Source organism: Leptothoe spongobia TAU-MAC 1115 (assembly GCF_018739885.1).
GTDB classification, from domain to species: Bacteria; Cyanobacteriota; Cyanobacteriia; order Phormidesmidales; family Phormidesmidaceae; genus Leptothoe; species Leptothoe spongobia.
On sequence record NZ_JADOES010000017.1, the window covers coordinates 14,268 to 28,239 of the forward strand.

At 49.4% G+C, this 13,972-nt stretch carries 9 protein-coding genes; 4 read left to right on the forward strand and 5 right to left on the reverse strand.

What is annotated here, in order from left to right; genetic code table 11:
• Positions 1 to 7: 7 nt before the first annotated feature.
• On the reverse strand, positions 8 to 940 hold the full coding sequence (locus IXB50_RS10450) for a formylglycine-generating enzyme family protein (RefSeq protein WP_215608910.1): 933 nt from the start codon (positions 938 to 940) through the stop codon (positions 8 to 10).
• Positions 941 to 1,053: 113 nt separating this feature from the next.
• Positions 1,054 to 1,434, reverse strand: coding sequence for a Cif family virulence factor (locus IXB50_RS10455; RefSeq protein ID WP_215608911.1), 381 nt, complete (start codon positions 1,432 to 1,434; stop codon positions 1,054 to 1,056).
• Positions 1,435 to 1,535: 101 nt separating this feature from the next.
• Between IXB50_RS10455 and IXB50_RS10460 the strand changes: the two genes are divergently transcribed.
• Entirely contained in the window at positions 1,536 to 2,507 is a 972-nt protein-coding gene (locus tag IXB50_RS10460) for a GlxA family transcriptional regulator (protein ID WP_215608912.1), read from the forward strand.
• 32 nt (positions 2,508 to 2,539) lie between these two features.
• On the opposite strand, the gene IXB50_RS10465 is transcribed toward IXB50_RS10460, so the two are convergent.
• From IXB50_RS10465 to IXB50_RS10475, 3 genes are all read right to left on the reverse strand, one after another.
• Positions 2,540 to 3,673 (reverse strand): DUF1822 family protein, encoded by a 1,134-nt coding sequence (locus tag IXB50_RS10465; RefSeq protein WP_215608913.1) that lies wholly within the window; start codon positions 3,671 to 3,673, stop codon positions 2,540 to 2,542.
• The gene (locus IXB50_RS10470; RefSeq protein ID WP_215608914.1) at positions 3,670 to 4,890 is read right to left on the reverse strand and encodes a sigma-70 family RNA polymerase sigma factor; all 1,221 of its coding nucleotides are present in this window, start codon (positions 4,888 to 4,890) and stop codon (positions 3,670 to 3,672) included. Before IXB50_RS10470 ends, IXB50_RS10465 begins: the two co-directional genes overlap by 4 nt.
• Before the next feature lie 253 nt (positions 4,891 to 5,143).
• Entirely contained in the window at positions 5,144 to 5,566 is a 423-nt protein-coding gene (locus IXB50_RS10475) for an NUDIX domain-containing protein (protein ID WP_215608915.1), read from the reverse strand.
• Between the two features lie 183 nt (positions 5,567 to 5,749).
• Between IXB50_RS10475 and malQ the strand changes: the two genes are divergently transcribed.
• The 3 genes from malQ to IXB50_RS10490 all read left to right on the forward strand — a co-directional run bounded on the left by malQ (position 5,750) and on the right by IXB50_RS10490 (position 13,819).
• Positions 5,750 to 7,249 carry a 4-alpha-glucanotransferase gene (gene malQ / locus IXB50_RS10480; RefSeq protein WP_215608916.1) on the forward strand — a complete coding sequence of 500 codons (1,500 nt, stop codon included), beginning with the start codon at positions 5,750 to 5,752 and terminating at the stop codon, positions 7,247 to 7,249.
• A 253-nt stretch (positions 7,250 to 7,502) separates the two neighbouring features.
• A complete protein-coding gene (locus IXB50_RS10485; protein ID WP_215608960.1) occupies positions 7,503 to 8,270 on the forward strand; it encodes a response regulator transcription factor in 768 nt (255 codons plus the stop codon).
• A 122-nt stretch (positions 8,271 to 8,392) separates the two neighbouring features.
• Positions 8,393 to 13,819 (forward strand): translocation/assembly module TamB domain-containing protein, encoded by a 5,427-nt coding sequence (locus IXB50_RS10490; RefSeq protein WP_215608917.1) that lies wholly within the window; start codon positions 8,393 to 8,395, stop codon positions 13,817 to 13,819.
• Positions 13,820 to 13,972: the final 153 nt, after the last annotated feature.

The following is a 13,972-nucleotide window of genomic DNA, read 5'->3' on the forward strand; positions in this document are numbered from 1 at the left end:
AGTCTGTCTAACTGCTCTCCAGCACCAAACGAAACCCAAATAGGATATGTCGCGAGTCGACAGGCCGATCATGCTGATAGGCAGCCCGACAAAAACCAGGATAATCGTCCCAGCTGCACCCCTTGAGCACAACCTTAGACTCACCTCTAGTTAAAGTGCTGGTGTACTCAAATACATTGCCAGCCATATCCTCAATGCCATAAGAACTTTGACTCAGCGGATAAGCCCCCACCTCACTTGTCCCATAGGGGCCATGCTTCGCCCAATTTGTCCCATCATCGCGCCACTCACTACCCCAAGGAAAATAGTGCCCATCCGTCCCCCGCGCTGCCTTTTCCCATTCCCACCTTGTCGGTAGTCGATATCTGACACCATCCTGACCAGACCGCCATTCTGCATAGGTTACTACATCCTCGTAAGAAACCAGCACCACTGGATAATTGTCCTCACCTACCGGATACTGCTCCTCCTGCCACAGATAAGGAACGACCTCACCGTAGTCATGCACTAAAAATCCCTGCTCCTGATACTCCTCTGCCGAAATCCCTGGTGACCGATGCCCCGTTGCCTGCACAAATGCCTGGTAGTCTGCATTGGTAATCAGGTTTTTACCCATACAAAACGATGATAGGTTCACCGTTTGCCTGACCGATTCACGTTCAAACCACCCTCGTCTCAGGTAGCCGGCCTCGGCAGCCGCCACATCCTCAGGATTATCAGCAAATCCTTCTGCACTAATGCGATAGGCGTAGTCGCGTTCGGTGCGATCGCTACCCGCAATAAACTCCCCACCACCCACAAAAGTAAATCCGGCATGAGCCTCGCAGATTGCCTGTGTGATCTCAGAAGTCGTCGGTGTAGAGCCAGACGTAATATCCTGACAGCTCAGGAGTAGTAATAGTGACAGCAGACTCCAGCGTCTACGCATTGGCGTTGCCATAGCAAGTAACTCCCCAATTAATTGCGTGCAGGATGACTTTATAGCTTAGAACGTGAGTCTGAGGATGTGCTGTGAATAGGGACAGAATGTCGAATTGGCAAGAGATAAAATCTTTAACCCTGAGCCTCAAACCTATCTTCTCTCAACTTTGCAGTCCCATCCGTCTGCAAGACCCATAGCTCCCTATGAATGACTCCATAGGCTTTATTCATTTTCCATTTTGCAGACAAAACCGCTGATGTTTCATCAATAATTTCGATCTTTGGCTCCAGGTACTCCACATCAGAAAATCCATCATCAATCAGTTTTTGCCAGAAGCCTTGGATCTTTTCATGTCCGATAAACTTACCAAAAGGCGTCGCCTCCATCGTAGCTGTTGCTTCATATTGGGCTGTACAGCCTGCAGCATCACCTGCGTTAAAAGCCATTTTCCACCGTGTACTCGCTGCATTGACAGCTGTTAACAAGGCTGAATTTTGAGAGTCGTAGCTCATTGTTTCGATTCCTTGGCTGGTTCACACTATCTAGACTATGGATTCTCAAACTCGAAAACTAGTGTCAAAATCGACTTATGTGATGTCATTTCTGACAATCTATGACTCAGCAGATAACGATCGGACTCTTGATGTACCCTGGTGCTCAGCTATCGGCGGTTTATGGGCTGATAGATTTGTTTCTTTCGACTAATCGGATAGCGATGGAGCATACCCCACGAACGGTGGAACCTCTGTTGGTAAGCCGTTGGCAGATAAATCCGAACTCAAAACGTGTAGAGGTGATAGATGGCAATGGTCCACGTCAGCTAACAGTTGTGATTATTCCACCCAATCTTGAAAGCCGAGGCACAGATGAACCAGATGCTGTTCTTCTCGACTGGTTAAAGGCGCAGCATGAAGGTGGAGCAGTGGTTTGTTCTATCTGTACAGCTGCCTTTGTCCTGGCGCGTACGGGGTTGTTGAATGGACGGCCCGCTACCACCCATTGGGCTCTGAAAGACGTGCTGGCCACTCAATTTCCTGAGGTATATGTGCAAACCGATCAAATGGTGATTGAGGATGGCGATATTATCACCGCAGGAGGGGTGACGGCTTGGATCGATCTGGGATTAAAGCTAATTGATCGGTTTTTAGGACCGTCTGTCATGTTAGCTGTGGCCCAGTTCTTTTTGATCGATCCCAATGGGCGAGAACAACGGTTTTATAGCAAGTTTGCGCCGCAGTTCTACCACGGTGATGAGGCCATACTGCGGGTGCAACACTGGTTGCAAACCCATTATAGTGAGGCGATTGCGATCGCAGATATGACGGCGGTGGCCTCCCTGGGAGAACGCACATTTCTACGGCGATTCAAAAAGGCGACAGGGATGAAACCAATTGAGTATTTGCAGGCTTTGCGAGTAGGGAAAGCAAGGGAAATGCTAGAGTTTTCGCAAACGTCGTTTAGTGAGATTGCCTGGAAAGTTGGCTATGAGGATCAGGGAGCCTTTCGGAAAGTCTTTGTTCGATTGGTGGGACTGCAGCCGGGTGAATACAGACGACGCTTTTCTGTTAGGGCAATGGCTGGCTAATGGCAATATCCCATCGTAGAATCATATGACTCTTAGCTAATAAAGTCCTCTTGGCAAATGCTGTCATCCAGCTGGATATGAACTCGGAGACGCTGTCCGGCTGAACAACGAAATGGAGGAATTTGGATATAGTTATCTTGGGTTCCTGCTTGGACTTTTTTGAGTAACTCGCCAGTTTCTGAAAGTTCCAGGGCTAGAACCACATCGCTAGGCAAGAGAGATTCGCCAGATGGATAAAGCTGAATCCGAATGTTGCGACGTTTGTCTGTTTCGATATCTACGCTGAACATCAATAACAGATCATCGGGGGCCGTATTCAAAAAGATTTTCTTGCCACAGGTGAGAACAGCTGCACCGCCAGCAATAGAACGAAACTTTAATGCAGGTGTTTGGGGCGTTAGCGTATCTAAAGATTGCCAACCGTGTTCAAAGATTTGTTCAAGCCAGTCTTCAATACTCACTAGCTTTGGATTTTGGCGCTGCTGATATAGCCGTTGTCTCCAGTGGTCATTGCTGATTAAGACTCCCCAATGGGCAAAAGGTAGAGCGAGCCTGGGGTCTGGGGTATCGATTAGCTGCTGCATCAGACTTTCAACCTGGGCAGCTGGTAAATGGGGAAGTGGTTCAGACGAGAGGGATGAGGGATGTTCTACTTGTTGTGCCACCCAAAAGGCCGAAAAATCCTGTATCAGATCGATATCATTAAGACTATAAGTACGTTGGGTAGTACTGTAAATCCCTTTGGTTTTGATCTGGGAGTGGGTTGTGTAGCCCCATAGTGCCAGCCGCTGCTCGTCCATATCGATGTAAGCGGCAATGTAGTAATCGGCCTGCCAATCTGGCAGATCAACCCATTCCTGGGGGACTTCCAGTTCTGCCGCATCGATGGTTTCGGAGAGCATGATGACAATGCGATTCTTTCCCAATTGCAAGGCCAATCCATCGACAACGTGCCAAATGTCAAAGGGCGCTGCGTGGGGAAAGGGTAAGACGTGCCAATCAAATTCTTCTTGGAACCAGGGCATCAAAGCTGCCAGTCCTAGCTGATGTAGATAGATTCGCCAGCGCACAGCTACGTCTGAGATGGATGCACTGCGCTGCCATTGAGCTGGAACGACTGGTATTTTCAGAACAGGCTGGACGGGATTTTCAAAAAATACGCTCATTCCGATACCTCTGATGGTGCTTGCGGTGATACTTGCGAATAGTGGCTTTGCAACCACTCATGGATGACCTCGCTAACATTAGCTAATATGGCGGACTCTTTGGGGATATGCAGAGTTTCTTGACTCCAGTTGACAGTGTTTAGCAATAACTGTCTCCGGATTCGACTGAGTTTCCGAGACACTTGATATTGCTGGATATCTAGCTGACGAGCAATATCTGTTTGGGTATATGTCTGCTGGTAGTACAGGGATAACAAGATTTGACTAGGTTCGTCTAATTTGGATAAGGCATTTTCCAAGACTTCCCCAATCTGTTTCATGTATTGCTGTTGTTGAGCGTAGTCCTCATCGGCAAGTAGTTGTGCCATGGGATTATCGTGCGTAGGCAGGGTATATAGTTGTTCCTCTCCAGAATCATCGTATTGGGGTTGATTGAGAGAGGTAACGATGGGGGTGAGATAGGCTCTGGCAATGGTTGCTAGCTTAATCAGCTCCATTGTCAGCTGTTGAGTATTGATATCTTGGTTGCCTATATCTATATTAGTGAGCTCTGATATAAGCTGATGGCGCATTTGGTTATAGCGTTTTGCGATCGCTTCAAATTGCTCGTCGTTGGGGGCAGGCAATCCCCGTACCAGTCTGCCTGGCTCAGGGGTGCAGATTGCCTTAAAGCATTGCCAAATCAAGATATACGGTGCTGTTTCAATAAATCCAGTCGCCAGCAAGGCTTGGGTTAGCTGGGTTTGACTCAGACGACGCAATAAACCCCAGTCACTACTGATATTGATTTCATGCTGCTGTCGTAGTTGGTCCCGAATGCAGTTGCCAAAGGCGGTATGAGCATAGGCTTTGAGGGTGCTGCCATAATCGGGGTTGTAGCCGTTAAGAATGCGGTCTACATTTGCGATCGCAATCTGAAATCCATCTGCCAGAGAACATTGCACCATAGCAAAGCGGCGGGTGACTCGGTCGGCTGCCCAATAGCAAGGTTCTTGTAAATAGGCCCAGAGATGTTTAGTGGCATGGGGATCATGCTGCTGGCGACGATACCAATGCAGGGCCCAGAACTTTTCTGAGCGGTCCGCATCATCATTTTGCAGCAGCTCTTGCTGCATATTTCTTGCCAGTCGCGGGTCAGATATCCAGGTGTCAAATCGATCCCCTGCAAACTGGATAAATGTGGAGAAGATCGCCAGAATATCGGTCCGAGAGTGCATTGCCTAACCATGAAATGACGCGTCAGTACATTGAAATGTGCAGAGCATTAGACTCCGACCCCACCATGACTTAAGGGACAAGATACTATTTAGTCCCCGTAGTTTTACTTAAAGCTACGTCTATTTTTAAGATTGCATTAACTTTGCGGTTAGCTAGTGAACAGTTAACTTAAGTTTTCCTGCGAAATTTGACTTGTTCTTGTTACAGTTTGGGGTTTTGCTATTGTGAATGCCTCTAGGGATCCACAGATTCCTAAGGCCGTTTGCCATAGTGACGATAACGCCAATAGTCCTGCAAAATCCTGTCATGGTCAAAGCACAGATTCTGAGGCAGTGCCCATAGATCAAATACTTTAAAGTTTTTGGCATCATCACCCGCTGTGGGTTCACCGGTAGCAGTGGCTAGGAATACGATACTGATCGTGTGTTTGCGTAGATCTCGGCTAGGGTCTGAATAGACGTGGAATTGTTCCAATAACTTGATGTCAAGGCCAATTTCCTCTTTGGCCTCCCGTACGGCTGCAGTTTCTACCGATTCTCCATAGTCCACAAAGCCACCGGGAAGCGCCCAGCCCAATGGTTCATTCAGCCGCTCTATTAAGATGATTGGACGGTTGGGACGATCCACTAACTCGATAATGATATCGACGGTGGGGGCAGGATTTCGATAGGTCATAAATGAGGTGAATGGCTGTTCTTAACGGGACGGTATTGCATCGAATAACCATGCTAAAGTCTACTGGCTTGGATTAGGCTTTATCAGTTTGGATGAAGGCCAAACCAGGTACAAACGCTTTGATTTATTGCCCATACCCGTTCGGACGGTGGGCATTGCCCACCCTACTACGTATCTCTTGCCATGCCATTTACCAGAGCTAGCGGTATTTTGCTTCATCCGACGTCGCTACCCGGTCGCTATGGCATTGGGGATTTGGGTCAAGCGGCTTATCAATTTGTTGATTTTCTAACTGATACTAAACAGCAGATTTGGCAAATTTTGCCCCTAGGGCCCACCGGCCATGGTAACTCTCCCTACATGTGCTATTCGGCAATGGCAGGAAATCCAATGTTGATCAACTTGGATGCTTTGGTTGAGCAGGGGTTATTGGAGATGTCAGCCCTGGCACAGGTGCCAGCGTTTTCTGCTGAGCGGGTGGAATACGACCAGGTTATTCCCTACAAATTGGAGCTACTCAAGCAGGCGGCCCATAAGTTTCAGCCTCAAGAGTCCAAGGAATTTCAAGAATTTTGCCAGGCCCAGGCATTTTGGCTAGATGACTATAGCCTGTTTATGGCGCTCAAGCATGCCAATGGGGGGGCGAGCTGGAGTGATTGGGACCCGGCGATCGCAAAACGAGATCCAGAAGCACTGGAAATTTGGCGAACTAAGCTAGCTGATGACATCTTTTTACAGAAGTATTTGCAGTTTGAATTCTGTCGCCAGTGGTTTGCCCTCAAGGCCTATGCCAATGAACGTCATATTCAAATTATTGGGGATATGCCGATCTATGTTGCGCACGATAGTGCGGATGTATGGGCTTTTCCCGAGAACTTTATGATTGATCCGGAGACGCTGCTGCCGTCTCAGATGGCGGGGGTACCGCCGGATTATTTTAGTGAGACTGGACAGTTATGGGGGAATCCCACCTACAACTGGGAAGTGCTAGAAGAAACTCAGTTTGACTGGTGGCTCAATCGGATCAAAACGTCTCTGGCTTATGTGGACCAGATTCGCATCGATCACTTTCGAGGGTTTGAATCTTTTTGGGCTGTGCCCGAAGGTGAAGAAACGGCGATGAATGGTGAATGGATCGAGGCACCAGGGGTACCCCTATTTGAACGGGTTGAGGCTGTGCTAGGCAAGCTCCCATTCTTGGCAGAAGATCTAGGGATTATCACACCCGAGGTGGAGGCGCTGCGGGATAAGTTTGATTTTCCAGGCATGAAAATTCTGCAATTTGCGTTTGGGTCTGATCATCGCAATCCCTATTTGCCGTTTAATTGCGATCGCAACTTTGTGATCTACACCGGTACCCACGACAATGACACCACCGTCGGTTGGTATGCCAGGGCTAATGATTATGAGAAACAGCGCTTAGTCAGCTATTGCGGTGGCCTCGGGCCAGAATCAGTTCACTGGGCGATGATTCGACTGGCGTTGTCATCTATCGCTAACTTAGCCATTGTGCCGTTGCAGGATCTGCTTGGGTTAGGGTCTGAAGCCCGCATGAATACCCCAGGTCTAGCAGAAGGAAATTGGGAATGGCGGTTTGATGCTTCTGCGTTAACGCCCACTGTACGCCATCAGTTCACCACCCTCACAGAATTGTATGGTCGGGCTACCAATCAGTGGCCGTAAAAGAGATCTGTCATGTTGGTCCAAGTTGCCGACGCTACTATAAAAACTTTATGAAGATAAAAAAATGGTTAACACCTAAACCAAGTTTTGATCGTGTCGATAGGGGGTAAATACTGACTCTTCAGAGATAGAGTTTGTTCTATGGGGAGCTTTTATTGTTAAAAATACTGAAAATGATCCGTCTAATCTAAGGTTTGTGGTTGCAGTATCCCTGATAGAATCCAACCATAGAGGTAATGAAGGCAACATTAATATGGCCATGGTTTCTGGCGGGCTAGCTCCTATTCAATCCTCACTACGAGTAGGTTTAGGCCGGGTCTTAATCGTTGAAGACGAAGCGCTAATCCGAGAGACGGTAGCACTGGCTTTGGCTGAAGAAGGATTTGAAATGGTGGTGGCTGATGATGGCCCCACTGCATTAGAGAAACTGCTCGGGTCAGCTGATGGTAGTAAAGATGCCATTCCAGATATTAGTCTAGTGATTTTAGATCTGATGCTGCCAGGCATGAATGGTCTAGATCTCTGTCGACTGGTACGTCATCGTGGATTGGATGTCCCCATTTTGATTCTCAGTGCCAAGGGCACAGAAATGGATCGAGTGGTTGGTCTAGAGGTGGGGGCTGATGACTATTTATCCAAGCCCTTTGGTATGCGTGAGCTGATTGCTCGCTGTCGAGCTTTACTGCGTCGCTACCGGTCCAAAGATAAGTCAGCAGAAGATACGTCTGCGCTTCGGTTTGAAGGGATTACGCTACACCCCAACGAATGTCGTGCGTTTCTGAATGATCAGGAACTTAGTCTGTCTCCTAAAGAATTCAAGATTCTAGAGCTATTTATGGGACGTCCCCGGCGTGTATGGTCCCGCGATCAGATTATTGATCGGGTGTGGGGGTACGACTTTATGGGGGACAACAAGACCGTAGATGTACACATCCGTTGGCTGCGTGAAAAGCTGGAAGAGGATCCCAGCAAGCCTAAGTATCTTAAGACAGTTCGTGGCTTTGGCTATCGGCTGGGTTAACTCGAGCATTGAAATACAACCATGGGTTGGCCATGCTCACCCTCCATCGTAGCTACTTTAAATATTCAAAAATCCTTCAAGGAAGTTTGTTAGAGTAGTCGCGAACGTTGTTTCATGCCCCCATGCCTTCGCCCAATGCAGATAGACCTCCTGAAGGTCGGCGATTTTGGAAAATTGCAGCCATTACTCTAGGGGCAGGTACCCTGATCGTCGGTACAGCAGCCTTTATCGGTGCTTGGTTGTTTATTAATAAAGGATTGACCCCGCTGCTGGAAAGGCGGTTATCCATTCTATTGGAGCGTGAGTTGGAGCTGGGAGAGCTAGAAGGACTTTCTTGGAATAGCTTGCGCGTAGGTTCTTCAAGATTGAATGCAACGGATACTGATCCTAGCTATGCAACAGCGGAGTCGGTAGAGGTTGGGTTTAACCCACTGCAGGTACTGTTTGATCGTGAACTAGATATCGATTTAAGGCTGGTTGGGGCGGCGGGATATATTGAGCAACATCCAGAAGAAGGCTGGATTGGTATTGATGTGCCAACTTTTGAGCCGCCGCCTGAAGAGCCGTTGATTAAGGTGCGGATGGATGATATTGAGGTGGTCGATAGCCAGATCACCTTAGTCCCTTTACCTGCAGACGGCGCAGCACTTGCACCATTGTTGTTGACAGATTTGAATGGTGCGGTGGGAATTGACCCGGTTGAGGTGAACGGTCAGGATAGCCAACGGATAGAATTTGATGCGATCGCCACACCCCCAAAGGGCGGCAACCTAGAATTTACAGGTGCTGTGGTACCGGTGGCCTCTGGTAATCGTGAACGACCAATCCAGCAGGAAACCAGATTAGGTATTGGTGGAGAAGGGGTGGCTGCTGAAGCCGTCATGGCCTTTTTGCTACCTACCCTGGGGCAGCAAAACTTACCTATAGCGGCGACGGCGGGTCGTGTCAGCGGCCATTGGACCATTTCCTTTTTGCCCGAGCAACCAATTACGGTGGATGGGGCAGGCAGTGTTGACAATGGCCAACTGCAGATAGCGTCGTTACCCAGTACCGGACAGTGGGGCAATACGATTGACGATATAGACATTACAGCTCGGTTTAAGGGCACCACCATTACGGTAGATAGCGCTAAGGGCAGCTACTCCGAGCTGGTGGCTGCAACGGCCACTGGTACCGTTGACTGGAATGGTGACTATGACCTGACTGCCCAAGTTACAGAGGTAGATCTCGAACAGATATTGGCGAAATCCGAGGTTGATTCCCCGCTTACCCTTAGCGGTGTCTTTGATGGCAACGTCGCGATTACGGGACCGATTCTACAGCCTGAGCTTGCTGCCAATGTGGTGGCAACTCGTCCGGTGATTGTGGATCGGGTGGTGCTGAATGAGGTGAATGCCGAGGTGGTGTTGGCCAGTGAGCGCCTTGAGAACCTGTTGGATACGATAACCGTTACCCAGGTGAGTGCCGCCCCAGAGCTAGGGGGACAGGTGACTGGTCGGGGGGTGTTGAACTTGGCGCAGTTGGCGGAGGGGGGACCACCGGATCTGAATTTTCAGGCGGAGGCGACAAATGTATCGGGGGATGCGATCGCGGCTCTCTACGATGTTGAGCAGCTGCCGGTCACGTTAGGCATCGTGGACGCGACAGCAACGATTATCGGACCACCTGATACCCTACAAACTCGCATCAATGTGCAATCTACCACTCTAGCCTATGGTGGGCAGGTTTATCCGACAACGGCCACAGCCGTTTTTGCGAACGGTGGTTTGTCTATTCCTCAGGCGCTGGTACAGGTGGGGGCAGGTACCTTGACTGGTAATGGCAAAGTTGAAAGGGATAGCTGGCAGGCCAACATCGCTGCTAGCAACATCGATCTTCAGGCCTTGGGGCTGGCCCAGTTGCCCCCAGGTAATTTCAATGCTGATGTGGCGTTGGCGGGACCGATCCAGGCAGCTTCTCTCACAAACCTACTGGCAGTGGGTAACTATAGCCTACAGTTAGCGAATGGTTCTATCCAGGGTGACGCTGAGTTGATTAACGGCAACTGGCGTACCGATGCCAACATCAATGCTCTGGGTCTGAGTCAGTTTGCTTCTCAACTCCGAGGCGATACCAGTGGTCGGGTGAGTTTGACCGGACGCATTGATGCGTTGACATTGGCAGCTCTACGGGGACAGGGTGATTTGACATTCTCATCGGGGCTGGCTGGGTTTTCGCCCCAGCTGGCTGGTTTTGATGCTCCCCTCAACAGCCGTTTTGCCTGGACGGGGCAAGAATTGCTAATTGAAGAAGCTAGTAGTGACCAATTGTTCGCACGAGGGGTGGTTTCGCCCCAGTTGGTGGGTAACCAGTTTCAGGGAATTCGTGGCTTTGCCCTCGATCTGGATGCCAAACGTTATCCATTGGCATTGCTACCTAGTCCTGTCCCGGTGGATGGTTTTGCCTCGTTTAATGGTCGGTTGGTGGGCACACCCAATGATCCCCGGCTAGATGGCACCTTGCTCCTGGAGCAGTTTGGTGTGAATCAGGTGGCTTTTGATCCGGTATTGTTGGGCCCCGTCAGCTATCAGTCTCAGGCAGGTCTAACGGTTGATTTGGATGGTCAAAGTGGTCCTGTTGCTGGTGGATTAACTGATGGCATTGCCATCAATTTTCAAACACCGCGCAATTTAGATTTTGATGTTAGCTGGCAAGGGGCGCAGGCATCTGGCCGGACCGAGGGTGATGTGCTGCGGGCTACTTTGCAAAATTTACCATTGCAGGCTTTGGGATTGCCTGGGGTGAACCGACTTGGAGGAGGCTTAAAGGGGACGCTGTCCTCCCAGGGAGAATGGGTGGTGGATCTAAATCGCCAAACCTTAGTGGGGAATGTCTTTATTGCGCAGCCAGGGTTAGGTTATATCAATGCCCAGCAGCTGACGGGACAAATTGCCTATCGTGATCGACGAGTCTTTGTAGAGCAGGGAGAGCTAATTTTTAATACATGCTCCCAGCGCTTGGTGACCGAGAGTCCTTTACCCACGTACTGTGCAGCAGGTGATGTTGCGGATAGTATCTATCGCTTTAACGGAAATATGCGGCTGGATACCCTGGCCTACAATGCCAATGTTGTTGTAGAAAATGGTGATATCAAAGATGTACTGACGGCACTTGCCATTACGGATTTTGAGGATTTAATTCAGACATTCCAGGCTCCAACCTGGTTGGAGAATCCACCACCATCTGACGCGATTCCTGGGATCTTAGCAACTCAGTCTGCTGGGAATTCTGAGGCTGCCTTACTTGAGCAGGTGCGACGTCTAGCAGAAATTCAGGAGATTCAGGCACAGGTCGCTTTGGCTGAGGCCAAGAATCCCATTCCCCCTTTGGATTTACTCGAAGGGCGGTTTAATGCCACCGTTAGCGTTAGTGGTGCTCCTCAACAGCTGCCTGAGATCAGGTTTGATCTAGATGGTGACAACTGGATGTGGGGGCAGGAGTTTGTGGCAGACCGGGTGATTGCTATTGGACAGTTGGCTAATGGCAATCTCACCCTTCAACCAGTGCGCATGGAGACGGCTTTACCCCCTGATGCTGAGGGAAATCAGCAACTGGCCTTTGTTAACTTGGCGGGTAATCTGTCGCTGGTTGAGCAGGATAGCTCTGGTTTGCAGCTGGTAGCTGAGCAACTGCCGATGGGGGCAGTGCGAGATATTTTTAATCTACCTTTGGGGTTGGATGGTCGGTTAAATGCGATCGCAAACTTTAGCGGTGGTCTAGATAACCCCACCGTTAGGGGAGATATTATCCTGGCGGATGGTCGCATTAACGACCAACCCATTGCCCAAGCAGAAGGCTTATTTTTATACGAAGATGCTCGTTTATTGCTGCTGGGTGAGTTGCTTCAAGTCGATAATACTCAGCCTCTGACGCTGGTGGGTGACATTCCCTATGCCTTTGACTTTATGACGGTGAAGCCCGCCGATGATCGCATTGCTTTGAGTCTTGATGTGGCTGATGATGGCTTAGCCCTACTCAATGTGTTAAACAACCAGGTGAGCTGGGAGTCTGGTACCGGGCAGGTATCCCTCGATATTGGCGGTACTTTAAGGCAACCTACCATCAGCGGAGTGATGGATGTGCGCGATACGGTTTTGCGATCGCCCTTGCTGCCAGATCCCCTCACTGATTTTGCTGGACGGGTTGTTTTTGAAGGCAATCAAATTATTGTCAAAGAGTTGCAAGGTCAATATGGCAATGGTCGACTGCAAGCTGCTGGAGCTGTCCCCCTGGGCTTTCCTCCCATTATCACAAATTTTGAGCTAGCGGCTTTGGGCGCTGATCCCGAGCCATTGGGCGAGGGGGAAACGGTTAATGATGAAAATGTCTCTGATGACACTGGACCGATCCCAAGTAATCCAGATGCGATTAACGGCGTTGCCCCGATAGCGCCTGTTCATCCCACTGGGGCACTAACGGTGACCTTAGACGATATTGACCTGGATCTCCGAGGGATCTATCGCGGTGGTGTTAACGGCCAGGTTGTTGTCGGTGGCAGCCTGAACCCACTGCTGGGGGGGCCTCAGCTAGGCGGGGTGGTCGAACTTGCCAACGGTCGTCTGTTTTTGCCTGAAGGTGGCAATACCTCGACATCGGCAGAACCCGAGGAGATCCCCCTATTTGTCCCCCGATTTGAAAATCTCAAAATCACCCTGGCGAAAAATATCCAAATTCAGCAGAGCAATTTGTTGAATGTCGTAGCCCAGGGTGATTTACGGATCTCCGGACCACTAAGACCATTTCGGGCTATTCAACCAGAAGGCACTATTCGCCTGCGTTCTGGGCGAATTAACCTCCTGACCACGACATTTCGTCTAGCCGGACGCAATAATATTGCGCAATTTTTTCCAGAACGGGGGATTGCTGATCCGTTTCTCGATTTGCGACTGCGTACATCCGTGGCAGAGACCCAGCAAAGTAATGTGGTCGAGGCAACAGCCTTTGCTAACTCTGAGGTTGACGATACCTCTCTCGATCCTTTCCAGGGTACCGCAGGCATAGAAACCATTCGGATCCGAGCTACTTACCAGGGCTCTGCCAGTAACTTGCTGGAGAGTTTATTCATCTCAGATAGTAGTGATACTGTCATTGAGCTTTCCAGTTCTCCACCCCGCTCCAGACGAGAAATTATTAACTTGCTCAGTGGTAGCTATGTGGCGGCCCTACAGTCAGGGCAGGGAGTGCTTAACTTCTTTGGAGGAGCCTTGCTCAATAGTCTTCAAGACTTTATTAGCACCACCCTTAACCTCAGTGAGTTTCGTCTATTTCCAGTGACTGGTGCCTCACGGTTTTCCAATGAAGATAACAGCGGCTCTACCCTGGATGTTGCCACCGAAATTGGATTTGATGTGACCGATAACATCACCCTATCCCTTGTCAAAATCTTGACCGACAGTACCCCAACCGAATTTAACCTGCGCTATCGACTGACTGATGAATTTACAATTCGGGGTACTACTAACTTCGACGATCGCAATCGAGTTTTGCTAGAGTTTGAAACGAGATTTTAAGACATGTGTTCACCATTCTGGGAAGCGTCATGAGACGACTTTCAAATTTATCAAATTGCTCGTTAATCCTTGGGAAGTGTCATGAGACGGCTTCTCATAAATTTATCAAATTGCTCGTTATCCCTGGGAATGGTGTATCTATACTGATAACTA